The organism is Anoxybacillus sp. FSL W8-0382 (assembly GCF_038003845.1).
GTDB classification, from domain to species: domain Bacteria; phylum Bacillota; class Bacilli; order Bacillales; family Anoxybacillaceae; genus Anoxybacillus; species Anoxybacillus flavithermus_G.
On the sequence record NZ_JBBOPX010000001.1, the window covers coordinates 1,112,033 to 1,128,312 of the forward strand.

19 protein-coding genes and 1 riboswitch are annotated in these 16,280 nt (G+C 42.9%); of the genes, 18 read left to right on the forward strand and 1 reads right to left on the reverse strand.

Annotated elements, in window-relative coordinates:
* The first annotated feature begins 4 nt into the window (after positions 1-4).
* The 4 genes from ribE (at position 5) to NSS60_RS05895 (ending at position 2,776) form a co-directional block, all read left to right on the forward strand.
* Complete coding sequence (gene ribE, locus NSS60_RS05880; protein ID WP_128356679.1) at positions 5-643, forward strand: riboflavin synthase; 639 nt, start codon at positions 5-7, stop codon at positions 641-643.
* Between the two features lie 6 nt (positions 644-649).
* Positions 650-1,843 (forward strand): bifunctional 3,4-dihydroxy-2-butanone-4-phosphate synthase/GTP cyclohydrolase II, encoded by a 1,194-nt coding sequence (locus NSS60_RS05885; protein WP_340720718.1) that lies wholly within the window; start codon positions 650-652, stop codon positions 1,841-1,843.
* A 12-nt stretch (positions 1,844-1,855) separates the two neighbouring features.
* Positions 1,856-2,320 (forward strand): 6,7-dimethyl-8-ribityllumazine synthase, encoded by a 465-nt coding sequence (gene ribH / locus NSS60_RS05890; RefSeq protein ID WP_006318211.1) that lies wholly within the window; start codon positions 1,856-1,858, stop codon positions 2,318-2,320.
* 111 nt (positions 2,321-2,431) lie between these two features.
* Complete coding sequence (locus NSS60_RS05895; RefSeq protein ID WP_128356676.1) at positions 2,432-2,776, forward strand: GNAT family N-acetyltransferase; 345 nt, start codon at positions 2,432-2,434, stop codon at positions 2,774-2,776.
* 6 nt (positions 2,777-2,782) lie between these two features.
* Here the strand turns inward: NSS60_RS05895 and NSS60_RS05900 are convergent, their stop codons facing one another.
* Entirely contained in the window at positions 2,783-3,289 is a 507-nt protein-coding gene (locus NSS60_RS05900) for a DUF309 domain-containing protein (RefSeq protein WP_240672278.1), read from the reverse strand.
* 70 nt (positions 3,290-3,359) lie between these two features.
* Between NSS60_RS05900 and NSS60_RS05905 the strand changes: the two genes are divergently transcribed.
* From NSS60_RS05905 to NSS60_RS05970, 14 genes are all read left to right on the forward strand, one after another.
* Positions 3,360-4,100 (forward strand): segregation/condensation protein A, encoded by a 741-nt coding sequence (locus NSS60_RS05905; RefSeq protein WP_340720719.1) that lies wholly within the window; start codon positions 3,360-3,362, stop codon positions 4,098-4,100.
* Complete coding sequence (gene scpB / locus NSS60_RS05910; protein ID WP_004889742.1) at positions 4,093-4,680, forward strand: SMC-Scp complex subunit ScpB; 588 nt, start codon at positions 4,093-4,095, stop codon at positions 4,678-4,680. The genes NSS60_RS05905 and scpB overlap by 8 nt, the downstream gene beginning before the upstream one ends.
* Before the next feature lie 115 nt (positions 4,681-4,795).
* The gene (locus NSS60_RS05915) at positions 4,796-5,215 is read left to right on the forward strand and encodes a hypothetical protein (protein WP_004889744.1); all 420 of its coding nucleotides are present in this window, start codon (positions 4,796-4,798) and stop codon (positions 5,213-5,215) included.
* 12 nt (positions 5,216-5,227) lie between these two features.
* Positions 5,228-5,716 (forward strand): YpuI family protein, encoded by a 489-nt coding sequence (locus NSS60_RS05920; protein WP_192948312.1) that lies wholly within the window; start codon positions 5,228-5,230, stop codon positions 5,714-5,716.
* 62 nt (positions 5,717-5,778) lie between these two features.
* Positions 5,779-5,925 (forward strand): hypothetical protein, encoded by a 147-nt coding sequence (locus NSS60_RS05925; protein WP_004889746.1) that lies wholly within the window; start codon positions 5,779-5,781, stop codon positions 5,923-5,925.
* A 69-nt stretch (positions 5,926-5,994) separates the two neighbouring features.
* A complete protein-coding gene (locus tag NSS60_RS05930; protein ID WP_004889747.1) occupies positions 5,995-7,107 on the forward strand; it encodes a D-alanyl-D-alanine carboxypeptidase family protein in 1,113 nt (370 codons plus the stop codon).
* Entirely contained in the window at positions 7,100-7,693 is a 594-nt protein-coding gene (locus tag NSS60_RS05935) for a nucleoside recognition domain-containing protein (RefSeq protein ID WP_004889748.1), read from the forward strand. Before NSS60_RS05930 ends, NSS60_RS05935 begins: the two co-directional genes overlap by 8 nt.
* The gene (locus NSS60_RS05940) at positions 7,693-8,226 is read left to right on the forward strand and encodes a spore maturation protein (protein WP_004889749.1); all 534 of its coding nucleotides are present in this window, start codon (positions 7,693-7,695) and stop codon (positions 8,224-8,226) included. The genes NSS60_RS05935 and NSS60_RS05940 overlap by 1 nt, the downstream gene beginning before the upstream one ends.
* A gap of 571 nt (positions 8,227-8,797) precedes the next feature.
* Positions 8,798-9,535: a 23S rRNA pseudouridine(2605) synthase RluB gene (gene rluB, locus NSS60_RS05945; protein ID WP_004889751.1), complete on the forward strand. Its 738-nt coding sequence runs from the start codon at positions 8,798-8,800 to the stop codon at positions 9,533-9,535.
* Positions 9,536-10,030: 495 nt separating this feature from the next.
* A complete protein-coding gene (gene resA, locus NSS60_RS05950) occupies positions 10,031-10,552 on the forward strand; it encodes a thiol-disulfide oxidoreductase ResA (protein WP_004889752.1) in 522 nt (173 codons plus the stop codon).
* 12 nt (positions 10,553-10,564) lie between these two features.
* Positions 10,565-12,181: a cytochrome c biogenesis protein ResB gene (resB, locus tag NSS60_RS05955; protein ID WP_340720720.1), complete on the forward strand. Its 1,617-nt coding sequence runs from the start codon at positions 10,565-10,567 to the stop codon at positions 12,179-12,181.
* Positions 12,182-12,193: 12 nt separating this feature from the next.
* Positions 12,194-13,369 (forward strand): c-type cytochrome biogenesis protein CcsB, encoded by a 1,176-nt coding sequence (gene ccsB, locus NSS60_RS05960; RefSeq protein ID WP_340720721.1) that lies wholly within the window; start codon positions 12,194-12,196, stop codon positions 13,367-13,369.
* Positions 13,370-13,457: 88 nt separating this feature from the next.
* Positions 13,458-14,174: a response regulator transcription factor gene (locus NSS60_RS05965; protein ID WP_339173758.1), complete on the forward strand. Its 717-nt coding sequence runs from the start codon at positions 13,458-13,460 to the stop codon at positions 14,172-14,174.
* Positions 14,171-15,934 carry an ATP-binding protein gene (locus NSS60_RS05970; RefSeq protein WP_064220911.1) on the forward strand — a complete coding sequence of 588 codons (1,764 nt, stop codon included), beginning with the start codon at positions 14,171-14,173 and terminating at the stop codon, positions 15,932-15,934. The genes NSS60_RS05965 and NSS60_RS05970 overlap by 4 nt, the downstream gene beginning before the upstream one ends.
* A 67-nt stretch (positions 15,935-16,001) precedes the next feature.
* Positions 16,002-16,193, forward strand: a riboswitch (cobalamin riboswitch).
* Positions 16,194-16,280: the final 87 nt, after the last annotated feature.

Genomic DNA, 16,280 nt, shown 5'->3' on the forward strand with positions numbered 1-16,280 from the left:
CGCGATGTTTACAGGAATTATTGAAGAAATCGGCACGATTCAACAAATGAAACAAACAGGGGAAGCGATCGTCTTCACGATCGGGGCACAAAAAGTGTTACAAGACGTGCAGCTCGGTGACAGCATTGCTGTCAATGGCGTTTGTTTAACTGTGACGTCATTTACAGATCGCTTGTTTACTGTCGATGTCATGCCTGAAACGGTGCGAGCAACATCGCTTCGAACGCTTACAGTAGGAGCGAAAGTCAATTTAGAGCGCGCAATGGCAGCAAACGGTCGTTTTGGTGGGCACTTCGTTTCGGGGCATGTTGACGGCATTGGACGCATCATTCGTAAGCAGCCTGTCGCAAACGCTGTTTATTATGACATTGAAGTGCCAAGCCATTTACGTAAATATATGATTTTAAAGGGATCAGTTGCTGTCGATGGCACAAGCTTAACGATTTTCGGTTTAACGGACCGAACGTTTACAATTTCGCTCATTCCGCATACGCGTGAAGCGACGATTTTAGGAGCAAAAAAAGTTGGCGATATTGTCAATATTGAATGTGACATCATTGGAAAATATGTTGAACAGTTCGTTGCTGGAAAGCGTGAAGGATTGACGATGCAATTTTTACAAGAGCACGGATATAAGGAGTGAGCGCTGATGTTCCATACCATTGAAGAAGCGATTTATGATTTAATGCAAGGAAAAATTATTATCGTTTGCGATGATGAAGATCGTGAAAATGAAGGGGATTTTGTAGCGCTTGCGGAAAAAGCAACGCCGGAAGTCATTAACTTTATGATTACACACGGTCGTGGTCTTGTGTGTGTCCCGATTACCGAAGAGTTGGCTGATCGGCTCGATTTAGCGCCGATGGTTAATCATAATACAGATGCGCATGGTACAGCGTTTACCGTCAGCATTGACCATAAAGCGACAACAACAGGCATTAGCGCGTTTGAACGCTCGTTGACGATTCAAGAAATGCTCAACCCTGAAGCGAAAGCAAGCGATTTTAAACGACCAGGTCATATTTTCCCGCTTGTTGCGAAAAAAGGTGGGGTATTGCGTCGCGCCGGACATACGGAAGCTGCGGTCGATTTAGCCCGTCTTTGCGGGGCAAAGCCAGCAGGCGTTATTTGCGAAATTATAAAAGATGACGGAACAATGGCGCGCGTGCCTGATTTAAAGAAAATCGCGGAACAATTCGATATGAAAATGATTACGATTAAAGATTTAATCGCTTATCGCAATCGAAAAGAAAAGCTCGTCAAACGCGAAGTGGAAATTACGTTGCCAACGGACTTTGGTGAATTTAAAGTGATCGGATATTCAAATGCGTTAGACGGAAAAGAACATATCGCCATCGTGAAAGGGGAAATCATCCCAGATGAACCTGTGCTCGTACGTGTCCACTCCGAATGTTTGACAGGCGATGTATTCGGCTCTCATCGTTGCGATTGTGGTCCTCAACTTCATGCAGCGCTCGCGCAAATTGAAGAAGAAGGTCGAGGGGTATTGTTATATATGCGCCAAGAAGGTCGCGGTATCGGTTTACTCAACAAATTGCGCGCATATAAGTTGCAAGAGCAAGGCTATGATACGGTCGAGGCAAACGAAAAGCTCGGCTTCGCCCCAGACTTGCGCGACTATGGAATTGGCGCGCAAATTTTAAAAGATTTAGGTGTGACAAAAATGCGTTTGTTGACGAACAATCCGCGGAAAATTACCGGACTGAAAGGATACGGCTTAGAAGTGGTAGAGCGTGTGCCGCTACAAATGCCAGCCAAACGCCATAATGAGCGCTATTTGCGCACAAAATACGAAAAACTAGGACATATGTTGCATTTTTAAGGAGGAGAAAAAATGAACGTATACGAAGGAAATTTAGTCGGAACAGGACTAAAAATAGGCATTGTTGTTGCGCGATTTAACGAATTTATTACAAGCAAATTGCTAAGCGGTGCACTTGATGGATTAAAGCGCCACGGAGTAGAGGAGCAACATATTGATGTCGCTTGGGTGCCGGGGGCATTTGAAATTCCGCTTGTCGCGAAAAAAATGGCGGAGTCGAAAAAATACGATGCGGTCATTACCCTCGGTGCCGTGATTCGCGGAGCAACGAGCCATTACGATTACGTATGCAATGAAGTAGCGAAAGGAACATCGCACGCCGCTCTTTCTTCAGGTGTTCCGGTTATTTTTGGCGTGTTGACGACAGATACGATTGAGCAAGCGATTGAACGCGCTGGGACAAAAGCAGGAAATAAAGGATGGGAAGCAGCGCTTAGCGCCATTGAAATGGCGAATGTGATGCGCACATTTTCTTAATATGCTCGTTCTTAATATGCTCGCGATAAAAAAGGTTTAAAAAAGCGACAAGACCGTTTATAATAGCAATAGCGAGTAAACAATAAGTCTTGTCGATAATGAGGGATTCGTATGCTAGTTCGCTATCGAAAAAACTATGAGAAAATTGCGATGGGTCTTTTGTCGTTTATGCCAAATGAAAAAGACTTAAAGCAGTTGCAACAAACGATGAAAAACTACGAGACAAACGATGATTGGCAGCTGTTTTTATGGAAGGAAGAAGAAGATTTTATTGGCATTATCGGTGTGATTGTGCGCGAACATGCGGTTGAAGTGCAGCATATTAGCGTTAATCCGTCCCATCGTCATCAAGGAATTGGAAAACAAATGGTGAAAGCGTTAAAAGAATTGTATCCAAACAAGTCGTTATGTGCCAATGACATGACCGCTCCATTTTTGGATAGATGTGAACAATGACAGGGATCAGCGTCCCTGTCTTTTTTGCTTTTGTCGCTCACGTTCAGCAACGACATCACTTCGATCACGCAACTTATGTTTATGAATCGTATACTCGTTTGTCATATCGCTTTTTTCTCCCCATACAAGCCCTTTTTGCCCACATTGCTGTTGACATATATGCAACAAGGAAGCATCAATGATTGGCAAGCAAGTGCTTTCATACGGTTGTCCATGATTGATTCGCTCTACATATGTATGAATAAGCGCAATGAGTTGTTCTACATGTATGCCTAGCGCTTCATATGCTTGCTTTTCTCTTTCGAATGTGTTTAATGCTTTTGTAAACATTCGTTTTGCTCCCGCAATATTTCCTCGGCGATAATGATACATCCCAACCGCGAGCTGAATGAAGCCGACCCATACATGTTCGCCTGTTTGTTTCCAATGTTCTTCTAGCACTTCATGGCATTCAAAATAGTCGCGCGTAGCGTGAAAGTGAAGTAAATATTCGATATATGCCCTTGGATACAAACGAAGGCCCCCTTTTTTCATATGCTTACGTATATTATACTATTACTTATGAATAAAGGTGGGATGAAATGTGCATTATCATGTGAAATTAGATCAATTTGAAGGACCGCTTGATTTATTGCTCCATTTAATTCATCGCTATGAAATTGATATTTATGATATTCCTGTGGCACAAATTACAGAGCAATATATGGCTTACATTCACGCGATGAAAGAATTGCAACTTGATGTCGCAAGCGAATATTTAGTAATGGCGGCAACGCTTATTGAAATGAAAAGTAAAATGTTGTTGCCTAAGCATGAAGAAACATTGGAGGACGATGAATTATTTATCGAAGAAGACCCGCGTGAGCAATTAATGCAACAGTTAATTGAGTATAAAAAGTTTAAAGAAGCAGCGAAACAGTTGCGCGAGCGAGAAGAAGCGCGAGCGCTTTTATTTACGAAGCCGCCAAGCGATTTAACGGCTTATGCGAAAAACGGTGCACCGCTTGTGCTCGATGTTGATTTGTATGATATGCTTGGGGCGCTCGCGAAATTGTTGCGGCGGAAAAAATTACAAAAACCGCTTCATACGAAAGTAGCGCGTCAAGAAATTCCGATCGGACGACGGATGGAAGAAATTTTACACATATTAAAACACGGAGAACGAATGAACTTTTACGATTTATTTCCGTATGACGATCGCGAGCAAATTGTCGTGACGTTTTTAGCCTTGCTTGAACTGATGAAACGAGATGAAATTATTGTTGAGCAAGAAAATAATTTTGCTGATTTATATATTCGACGAAAAGGTGATCGATATGAATGAATTAGCGATTATGGAAGCGTTATTGTTTGCGGCGGGCGAAGAAGGATTGACGTATAAACAAATGGCTGATGTGCTTGATATTCAAGAAGAACGTGTATATGAACTTGTGCAACAATTAAAGCATATGTATGACGTAGCGGAGCGTGGCATTATGGTCGTCGAGATGGCAGGAACGCTTCAACTTGTGACGAAAAAACAATGTGCTCCATATTTGCAAAAACTTGTTGAGTCACCAACGACGTCATCGTTGTCACAAGCAGCGCTTGAAACGTTAGCGATCATCGCCTATCGCCAACCGATTACGCGCGCAGAAATTGAGCACATTCGCGGTGTTAAAAGCGATAAACCGCTTCAAACCCTATTAGGAAAAGCGTTAATTAAAGAAGTAGGTCGCGCAGAAGGAACAGGTCGCCCGATTTTATATGGAACGACGAAGGAGTTTTTAGACTACTTTGGCTTAAAGACGTTAGACGAACTTCCTCCTCTTCCAGAATGGGACGAGCAAGGGGAAGAACGCGAAGCCGACTTATTTTTCGAACGCCTCAACGAACAACTGCAAGAAGCGAGCGAACAACGATGAGTTTTCGTTTTTTCTTTGGGCTTCTTTTTATGGGAATGATAAAATTTTTCGCATGATTCATAATTTATGGTAAAATAAATGTAGCTTCGTTGTTGAAAAAAGGGGTGTATTGTTTGTGAAAATTATTTCTTGTCATGGCTATGAACTGCAAAAAGCACAGCCGAATACGTCGGAAGATTTTTTTAACCGTTCGGAAGTAACGTTTGTTGACGACGATGGAACAGAGCGAACGTTGCGTGTGTTATATGTTCGATATTTCGATGAGCGTTTTTCACAATGGACGCCGTATGAACAAGATCCTGTATTTCAAGCAGGTGGGAAAGACGTATATTTTAAAGACATTGTCGCGCTCGTTTGTTTGCTCGCCGATCCATCACTTCGGACGCGAAAACGTGTATATATAAGTGAGGAAGAAGAGCTTCGTCGCTATTTTTCATCGATCGACTTTGCGAAATTGCCCGAAGTATTTGAGTCGCTTGCGAAACAACAAGCGTACGATGTGAAATCACCGCTTTTATTTATTGCGCAACCGTAAAGGAGGATGGAGATGGGGAATACTGTTGTTTTTAACCAAACGAAGCAAGTCGAGCAATTGTTGAGTCGCATTGTAGAACAAATTACTCGTTATTTAAACGAAACGACGATTGAGCAAATGCAAGAAGAATGCGCAGGAGACCGCCATTATTATGAAGGGGTGCTTGCGGACTTACGCCGTTTAGCTGTATATGGTGAAGAAGGGATTGATGCATGTCGCATCGTCCTTCAAGAAGAACCGTTTCGGAAAGCCGCCGCAGAACAGGCGTTATACAAAATTTATCATTCATGTGTGGCAGAATTTTTTACGCCAAAGCGCGATTTATGGTATGAAGATAGCCGTTCAGCGTATACAGGAAGACATTCAATTAAATTGAGACAACCTGCTCCTCCATCGTTACAACAATTGCTCCATGCGATTGAGGCTGATTTTCAAACGATGCGGGAAGAACTCGAATTTTATGAAACAGACTACCGAACAAAAATGATTCAATCACAATAAGAAGCTGCGTGTGTCAGCTTCTTTTTTTTTATTGCATATGGTGCCGAAGGAGGTGTGTTTGTATGCGACAATATATTCATCACGTGCAAACGTGGCTTGAGCGTGTAAAGCCATTTGTAGATGAAGAGGCGCTTGAGCGATTAAAGATGGAGCTTGAACGTGGAGATGTCGCGCGACGATTTGTAAAAGCAAAAGACCGCGTCATGTAGCGGTCTTTTTGTCATACATCATGTACTTATGCATACACTTGTACAAAACGGACAAAGGGATGAGGGTGTATGCGACGGCAATGGTTCATATGGATGATCGTGCTTTGTTTTTTTTGTTCGCTTTTTCCGAATGAAGCGAAGGCGATGTCGGTTAGTGCGAAAAGCGCGATTTTAATGGAACAAACGACAGGACGAGTGCTATTTGAAAAAGATGCCCATACGAAACGACGCATTGCGAGCATCACAAAAATTATGACCGCCATTTTAGCAATCGAATCGGGAAAATGGGAAGAGCTTGTGACGGTAAGTGAACGGGCGGTTCGCACAGAAGGGTCCTCTATTTATTTGAAACAAGGGGAGAAAATTGCGCTCAAACATTTAGTATATGGGCTTATGCTTCGTTCTGGAAATGATGCAGCGGTGGCAATCGCTGAGCACGTTGGCGGTAGCGTCGAAGGCTTCGTGTTTTTAATGAATGAAAAAGCGGCAGAAATCGGGATGACAAATACACAATTTGCGAACCCACACGGATTAGACGATGCCGAAAATCATTATTCCACTGCATATGATATGGCGCTACTTATGCGGTATGCGATGCACAACGAACAATTTCGCGAAGTATCGGGAACGAAATTGTATCGTGCGCCAAATCCGACAGAAGATTGGGATCGGGTTTGGCGTAACAAAAATAAGCTATTGACGCATTTATATGAATATTGTACAGGTGGAAAAACAGGGTATACGAAGCGAGCGAAGCGTACATTAGTGACAACCGCTTCAAAAGATGGTCTTGAACTGATTGCGGTCACCATTAACGCAGGGGACGATTGGAACGATCATATCGCGATGTATGAGCATGGATTTGCGCATTATGAACTTGTAAAGATTAAAGCAGATACGATTGTGAAAGATATAGACGATCCTTTTTATGATCATCATTTGTTTGTTGCACGCGATTTTATATATCCGGTCACAAAAAAAGAAGAGTCGTTAATTCGTTTAGAGCGAAAATTGCTTCGTCCACAAGAGCGTTGGAAAGAGACAGGCGTGCCGTCTGTCGTTGGAAGGGCTGAGCTATACATCGGAAACGAAAAAGTTGACGACGCCCCTATTTTTTATAAGCAGGAAAAGAAAAAGCGTTCTTTTTTTGATTGGCTGTTAGGGGTGGGCAGCGATGGTTAATCTCATTTGGGTTGCGCTTTTGCTTATTGGACTTCTGTTTGCGGGAATAAACGGAACGATGAAAGATGTGAACGAGGCGATGTTTCAAGGGGCGAAAGAGGCGGTGACGATTAGCATTGGCTTAATTAGCGTGCTCGTTTTTTGGCTCGGTTTAATGAAAATTGCCGAACAGTCTGGGCTACTTTCGTTTTTTGCCCGTTTGTTTCGACCAATTGCGAAAAAAATTTTTCCGGAAGTGCCGCCTGACCACCCTGCGCTCGGGTATATATTATCGAACATGATTGCAAATATGTTTGGGCTCGGCAATGCTGCGACTCCCCTTGGCATTAAAGCGATGGAGCAATTGAAGCAATTAAACGGTCAAACAGACGAACCGAGTCGTTCGATGATTACGTTTGTCGCTTTAAATACCGCAAGCGTTACGCTTATTCCCGCGACGGTCATATCGATTCGCATGACATATCAATCAGCTTCACCTGGAGAAATTATTGGCACGACATTTGTCGCTTCCCTTATTTCGACAATATCAGCGATTATGATTGACCGCGCGTTTTACATACGGAGGCGGAAAAAAGGAGGACTGTGATGCACGTTATTCAATTTTTATCGCTTTGGCTTATTCCTATTTTAATCGCTTGCATTTTGTTGCATGGAACGTACAAGCGTGTGCCGACGTATGAGGCGTTTGTTGAAGGGGGGAAAGAGGGAATTCAAATCGCTTTTTCTCTCATTCCGTATTTAGTTGGTATGCTCGTTGCTGTCTCCGTTTTTCGCGCTTCCGGTGCGCTTGATTTTTTTATTTCATATATAAAACCGTTCATCGTCCCGCTCGGACTGCCGTCTGAAGTCGTTCCGCTTGCGCTCATTCGTCCGATCTCAGGAACCGCTTCGCTCGGCATGGTCACCGACTTAATCGCAACATACGGACCAGATTCATTTATCGGGCGGTTAGCCTCCACGATTCAAGGAAGTACAGAAACGACGTTATACGTGCTCACCGTTTATTTTGGTGCCGTCGGCATTCGCAAAATGGGCGATGCATTAAAAGTCGGCTTACTTGCCGATCTCATTAGCTTTATTGTATCATTTATTATTGTATTATGGATGTTTGGGAAATGAAGCGGTCGATATGCTTGTTGCCCGATGACAGATATATTGTTAACATGATCAGAGTATACGGGCTCGACTGGTTTGAATAATAAAATACAATGTTTAGATTGGTGTGAGTGTGGGGAATGACTGAAAACAAGAGATTGATTCTAAATATTACTGTTTTATCCTTTATTTTAAGTTTTGTATATAGCTTGGTACTTCTGATGATTGAACACCCTCTTTTTTCTAACGAGATGAGTAGTCCGGGAAGTATTGTTGTTTTTACAGCTATATTTTTGATTTTATATATGTTTCATCTGTTTATTTCATGGCTACATTACATGTTTGTAAATAAAACAGTGGGTTCGATGAGAAGGAAAGCTATTGCTTTCTATTTGGTTGGTCTTGTTTTATTATTCGTTTTATATATGTCTTTTCAAGTGAAAATCGTTTGGTTACTGCTTATTTCTTTTGTTATTCTTTCTTTTCCCTTATGCAAGAGAGGCTAGGAGAAAGTCGCATCTCGTGCGTCTTTCTCCTTTCTTATTTTTGAACTCCTGTACCGAATATGGTAAAACTATATAGTGAGGTGAATGAAATGGAACGATTACAGAAAGTAATTGCTCATGCTGGCATCGCATCGCGAAGAAAAGCAGAGCAATTGATCGTCGAAGGAAAAGTGAAAGTAAATGGAAAAGTTGTGACGGAACTTGGGGTGAAAGTTAGTCCACAAGATCGCATTGAAGTGGATGGCATTCCGCTCGAACGCGAAGAGCCGGTATATTATTTGTTATACAAGCCGCGCGGTGTAATTTGTAGCGTAAAAGATGAAAAGGGAAGAAAAGTAGTGACTGACTTTTTCAAACATGTAAACAAGCGCATTTATCCGATCGGACGGTTAGATTACGATACGTCTGGATTGTTGCTGCTGACAAACGATGGGGAGTTTGCTAATTTATTAATGCACCCGCGCTATGAAATTGAAAAAGTGTACATTGCAAAAGTAAAAGGCATCCCAGCACGTGAAAAAGTGAAACGGCTTGAAAAAGGTGTTGCGCTAGAAGATGGGGTAACAGCGCCAGCGAAAGCGAAAGTATTGTCAATTGACAAACGGAAACAGACGGCGATCGTTGAACTTCGCATTCATGAAGGGAGAAATCGTCAAGTGCGCCGCATGTTCGAAGCGATCGGACATCCTGTTTTAAAGTTAAAGCGGGAACGTTATGCGTTTTTAGACTTGAAAGGGATGAATCCGGGAGATTATCGAGAACTGTCGCCGCATGAAGTGAAGCAATTGCGTGCGCTTGCATTAGCTGGTTCGCCGTACGTATCATAATTTTGTCACAATTTGTTCAAATCATTTTCATTATTTGTATAGTAGTAACTTGTATAATGAGGTTGATGAAAACGGTTTATAGGAGAGTTGGCGGTCAACTACCCCCACTTAGCTAACGCTTGAAGTGAGGGCTTGCAACTCCCCAGAAGTGCAAACGGACTTCTTCCTCCTTCCTTGACTTGGGGTTGCATCAGGGGCAGGTTGACGACTACCCAACGACGCAGGTCATGCCTGCATCGTTACCGATTCTCTCGGTGTGTCTGTTGGCAGTACTTGGCTTCCACACACAACAGACGGACCTACGCTCGATGTTTTACGGTTACAACGTTTCCTGTAACCAACTCCATACATCGAGTAGCAGTTATTGGAGTGCCTTTATTGAACGGTTTTCTCCACGCCTTTATTATATCATACACAAAAGAAAGGGGGAACGCGCATTCCTCTCCCACTTACTCCCTTTGGTCGTTGAAGTGGGAGTCTCCTGCGCGAAATAGGATGAAAGAAAGGCGATTTTGGCTTCGAACGGTCATTTTAGCTATCATGCTTGCAGCCATTGGCTATACGATTTATTCCAATGTATTTGTTGACAAAAAGGCGATCCAAGTTGGTGATTCAGCGCCAGACTTCGTACTTACCGACTTAAACGGCAACAAAATTCAACTATCCGATTATCGTGGAAAAGGTGTATTTTTAAACTTTTGGGGAACGTGGTGCAAACCGTGTGAAAAAGAAATGCCATACATTAATAGACAATACGACGTATATAAAAATGAGGGAGTAGAAGTGATTGCGGTCAATGTTGGTGAGGCGAAAGTAACAGTACAAACGTTCGTTGATCGCTTTCAGCTGACGTTTCCAGTCGTCATCGATCAGCAAGATCAAGTCATGAATGCATACAACATCGGTCCGTTGCCAGCGACATTTTTAATTGACAAAGAAGGCAAAATTGTAGATATCATTACAGGGGCGATGACGGAAGAGGATGTAAAAAAATATATGGAACGAATTAAGCCGTAAGGGGTTTTCGACATGGAACAAGTAAAATGTGAATGTGGGCATGTGAATCCGATTGGTACAGTTCTTTGTGAAGCATGTGGTAAACCGTTAGAAGAAGTGCCAATGTTATTGGACATGCGTTATGAAGGAAGCGCTCGCCGTTCGCAAACGTACAACCAAACGATTGTTGATAAAATATGGAACTTCTTTTCGTCTGTTAAAGTTGGGGTTTGGCTTATCGTTATTACGTTAGTCGCTTCGGCCATCGGCACAATTTATCCACAACAGATGTACATTCCGCCAACAGTGTCGCCAGCTGAATATTATGAGGAGCAGTACGGTTGGCTCGGGAAATGGTATTACGCGCTAGGATTTCACGATTTATATAGCTCATGGTGGTATATGTTGCTTATAGCGCTCATTGGTGTATCGCTCGTCATTTGTAGTTTAGACCGTGTCGTGCCACTATATCGGGCGTTAAACAATCAGCGGGTGACGAGAAATGAACAATTTTTACAACGCCAACGTCTATTTAGCCGTTCACAAGTGAAAGACTACGAAAATGCTTTACCTCGCGTGGTCGATCGGTTAACGAAACGGGGTTATCGTATTCGTGAGGAGAACGGAAGCATTTTAGCAGAAAAAGGGCGTTTTTCCCGTTGGGGACCGTATGTGAATCACATTGGACTTATCATTTTTCTCATCGGTGCGATGCTTCGATTTGTTCCGGGAATGTATGTGGATGAAAACATGTGGATTCGTGAAGGGGAAATAAAAGAAATTCCGGGAACGAAAGGAAAATATTTTTTAGAAAATAAAAAGTTTATTTTTGAAGTGTATGAGAAAGGAAAAGAGAAAGAAGCGTTTCAAGCGGCGATTGATCGCGTCGGTAACGGAATGATGGCGAAAAACTATCAAACGGACGTCGTATTGTACGAGCGTGTTGGTCCAGTTGTTGCAGGGGAAGAGCCGAAGCTAAAGAAAATTAAAAGTTTTTCGATTCGTGTCAACGAACCGTTAAAACATGATCATTACGCGTTATATCAAGTTGATTTTAAGCTAGATGAATTAAAAAGCATGTCGTTTCATTTGACAGATAAACAAACGAACAAATCGTTTGGCACGATTACGATTGATTTAATTCAACCTGAAAAAGAATATGATCTTGGCAACGGCTATAAAGTGCAACTATTAAGCTATTTTCCAGATTTTTATTTTGATGAAAATGGGAAACCAAACACGCGTTCGAAAGTACCGAACAATCCAGCGTTTGTATTTAAAATGTTTGCACCAGACCGTCCAAAAGGGGAAGTGAGTTTCGCCGCCATTCGTCAAACGATTGAACCGCTCGGTGATAACAAATATAAAATGGCGTTTGCTGGTGCTGACACACGACATGTATCGGCGTTAACCGTCCGTCGTGATTTTACGCTCTGGATTTTAGGTATCGGGGGCACCATTTTTATGATTGGCCTTATACAAGGAATGTATTGGAACCATCGCCGCGTATGGATTCGACGGATCAATGACGAAGTGCTTATTGCAGCACATACGAACAAAAACTGGTTTGGATTAAAAAAGGAGCTTGAAAGAATATTTAACGATACACCGTTTGTCATGCCAATCGATCAATTGGACAAGCGGTCATAAGGGGGGAACATCGTGGTTCAGTTAAGCAGCACGTTACTGTACGTTGCATTTGTTCTTTATTTAGTCGCAACATTCTTCTTTGGGGGCGCGATTCGTCCTAAAAAGAGAGAAGGAGTAGACCGTTGGGCAACGCTCGGAATTTTTGTAACGATCGTTGGGTTTCTCGCTCAGCTTGGTTATTTCATCACGCGCTGGATCGCAGCCGGACATGCACCTGTCAGCAACTTATTCGAATTTACGACGTTTTTTGGCATGATGCTTGTTGGCGCGTTTATTGTCATTTATTTTATTTATAAAACGAGTTTACTCGGCTTATTTACTTTGCCAATCGCCATTTTAGTGATTGCGTATGCAAGCATGTTTCCAAGGGAAATCTCTCCGCTCATCCCAGCTTTACAAAGCGATTGGTTGCATATTCATGTCATAACCGCAGCAGTTGGCGAGGCCATTTTAGCTATTAGCTTTGCAGCGGGGCTCATTTATTTAATTCGAGTAGTCGATCAGTCGAAAGCGAGCAAACGTACGTTTTGGCTAGAGTTTGTGTTATTTTTCTTAATTAGCACGCTCGGTTTTGTTATCGTAACTACATCGTTTCGTGTGGCTGGTTATGAAGCTACGTTTGAATGGATTGACAAAAATGGACAGCAAAGTGAAATGGTGTACCATATGCCAGCGCTTGTCGGCCCGCATGAAGGGGTGTTAAAAACGGAAGGACGGATGGAACCGTTCGTTCATATGCCTGCAATTATTAATGCTCGCAAATTAAATACAGTAATTTGGTCATTGTTTGCAGGTGGTGTATTATATGGATTGCTTCGCCTTTTCTTACGCAAACGTATTGCAGCAGCTTTGCAACCACTTGTGAAAAACGTGAATTTAGATGTTGTTGACGAAATCAGCTATCGTTCTGTAGCGATTGGGTTTCCGATATTTACACTCGGTGCGCTTATTTTTGCGATGATTTGGGCACAAATTGCATGGACGCGCTTTTGGGGCTGGGATCCGAAAGAAGTATGGGCGCTCATCACATGGCTGTTTTATGCAGCGTTTCTACATTTACGATTGTCAAAAGGTTGGCATGGCGAGCGGTCCGCATGGCTTGCGGTCATTGGATTTGCGATCATTATGTTTAACTTAATAGCGGTAAACTTAGTGATTGCAGGCCTACACTCTTATGCTGCGTCTTAACGCCTTCATAAAGAAGGCGTTTTTTTTATGATGAGTAGAAAAAAGTATGGCAGTTTTGTACAATAGTGAACGAGGAGGGAATGACATCATGGGGAAGGAAATTAAAATTTTAGTTGTCGATGACGAAGAGCGCATTCGTCGTTTGCTTCGTATGTATTTAGAACGTGAGCAATATATGATCGATGAAGCAGAAAACGGTGAAGAAGCGCTAGCATTAGCGCTTGACAATGATTATGACTTGATTTTGCTTGACCTTATGTTACCTGGAAAAGACGGTATTGAAGTGTGCAAACAGTTGCGTGAGAAAAAAGCGACACCCGTCATTATGTTAACAGCGAAGGGAGAGGAAGCTAATCGCGTGCAAGGATTTGAAGCAGGAACGGACGATTATATCGTTAAGCCGTTTAGCCCGCGTGAAGTGGTGCTCCGCGTGAAAGCGCTGCTTCGCCGTACAGCGAACTCTCCATATGTAACAACGGATACGACAACACGAGATGTGCTCGTATTTCCTCATTTAACAATTGACCATGATGCGCATCGGGTGACAGCAGATGGGCATGAAGTGAGCTTAACTCCGAAAGAGTACGAGTTGCTTCATTTTTTAGCGAAGTCACCAGATAAAGTGTTTGATCGCGAGCAATTGTTAAAAGAAGTATGGCATTACGAATTTTTTGGTGATTTACGAACAGTTGATACGCATGTCAAACGGTTGCGCGAAAAGTTAAATAAAGTATCGCCAGCAGCAGCGAAAATGATCGTCACCGTTTGGGGCGTTGGGTACAAATTTGAGGTCGTGAATGAATGATGGCACTATGGCGTAGTGTAGTCGGCAAATTGTGGCTGACAATTTTATTGCTTGTTGCTTTCGTCCTCTTTATTTTAACCGTTTTGTTGCTAAGTTTTTTTGAAAAATATTATTTTGAAAAAACGGGAGAGCAACTCACTCAACAAGCAGTAAAAGTTGCCCGCGTCGTCGCCGAGCATGATGAGCAGTTTGCTCGCTCAATTGCATGGACGATGGTTGATGATGTATCCAGACTAATGATTATTATTGACGATCGTCATTATTGGTACTCACCGAATGAACAGCTCGTTGATTTGCCGCTTTCGTTTGTTCAACAAGATAAGCAGTTGTCGCGCGTATTTGATGGAAAGAAAGTAGTGAAACGGGCGATGATGCCAAACGAAACGATGCGAAATCGGGTTTATAACGAGTTGTTTATTGTTGGTGTGCCGCTTCGCACATCTGATGGAAACGGTGCTGTGTTTGTATATCAATCGCTAAAAGCTGTAGAAGAAACGACAAAACAAACGACGAAGTTTATTTTTCTTGCTGCATTTATTGCTATTGTGTTAACGACGGTATTTGCCTTTTTCTTATCGACAAGAATTACGGCACCGCTTAGAAAAATGAGACAAGTCGCGTTTGAAATGGCGCGCGGGAAATTCGATTCCAAAGTGCCGATCGTCACCCATGATGAAATTGGGGAACTGGCTATGGCGTTTAACCAGATGGGTCGGCAATTGCAATTTCACATTAATGCGTTAAATCAAGAAAAAGAACAACTAGCGAGCATTTTAAGCAGCATGGCGGATGGCGTCATTACGCTCAATCGCAATGGCGAAGTGCTTATTACAAACCCACCTGCCGACCGATTTTTACAAGCATGGTACTACGAACAAGGGCAGCGCGACGATTTATCGCCGCTTCCTCCGCAAGTGAATGAATTGTTTACGAAAGCGGTGGCGGAAGAGAAAGAACAAGCAGCAGAAATTGCTTTACAAGGTCGCAATTGGGTCATTGTTATGACGCCGTTGTACAATGGCAAAGTGATTCGCGGGGCGGTTGCAGTGCTTCGAGATATGACGGAAGAGCGTCGGCTCGATAAGTTGCGCAAAGATTTTATCGCCAACGTCTCGCATGAGTTGCGAACGCCAATCGCCATGTTGCAAGGGTATAGTGAAGCCATTGTCGACGACATCGCGGCGACAGATGAAGAAAAAAAAGAATTGGCAAAAGTCATTTATGATGAATCGTTGCGCATGGGTCGCCTCGTTAACGACTTGCTTGATTTAGCGCGTATGGAAGCAGGACATTTAACGCTTCATAAAGAGCGCGTGCCGCTTCGTTCATACACCGAGCGCATCATTCATAAGTTTCAAGCGTTAGCGAAAGAAAAAGGAGTTCGCTTGCTCGTGGACATAAATGAAGAATTTGTCGTGTTGTTTGACCCTGACCGTATCGAACAAGTGCTGACGAATTTAATTGATAATGCTCTTCGTCACACAGATGACGGTGGGGAAGTTCGTGTCATAGTCGATGGGGACGAAGAGGCGGTGCGCATTTCTGTTCGAGACTCAGGCTCTGGCATTGCTGAAGAAGATTTGCCGTTCGTGTTTGAGCGCTTTTACAAAGCGGATAAAGCACGTACACGCGGTCGCTCTGGCACAGGATTAGGTCTTGCGATTGCGAAAAACATCGTTGAGGCGCATAAAGGAACGATCGCCGTTCATAGTAAGCTCGGCGAAGGAACGACGTTTACATTTACACTTCCATTGAAATAGAAAATTTTTGTTGTCATAAGCGACGTTTTCGGCTATGATAGAGACGTAAAAATTGTTCGACAATTGTATACGTTCGTTGCAAAAAGGTGTCGAATGGGAAACCTAGTAGACTTAATAGGGAATCTGGTGCAAGTCCAGAACTGTCCCCGCAACTGTAAATGCTGACGAAATGAAGGACGCCACTGTACAATTCGTATGGGAAGGCTTCAAAGTAGGATGACGCATAAGTCAGTAGACCTGCCTTTTTGCATCGTCATTCGCGTCTTCGGGGAGTGAGACGTCGAAACGACAAAGGTGACGGTTTTCTTTTGTTGTTTCCAGCTCATTCCATTTGGGATGAGCTTTT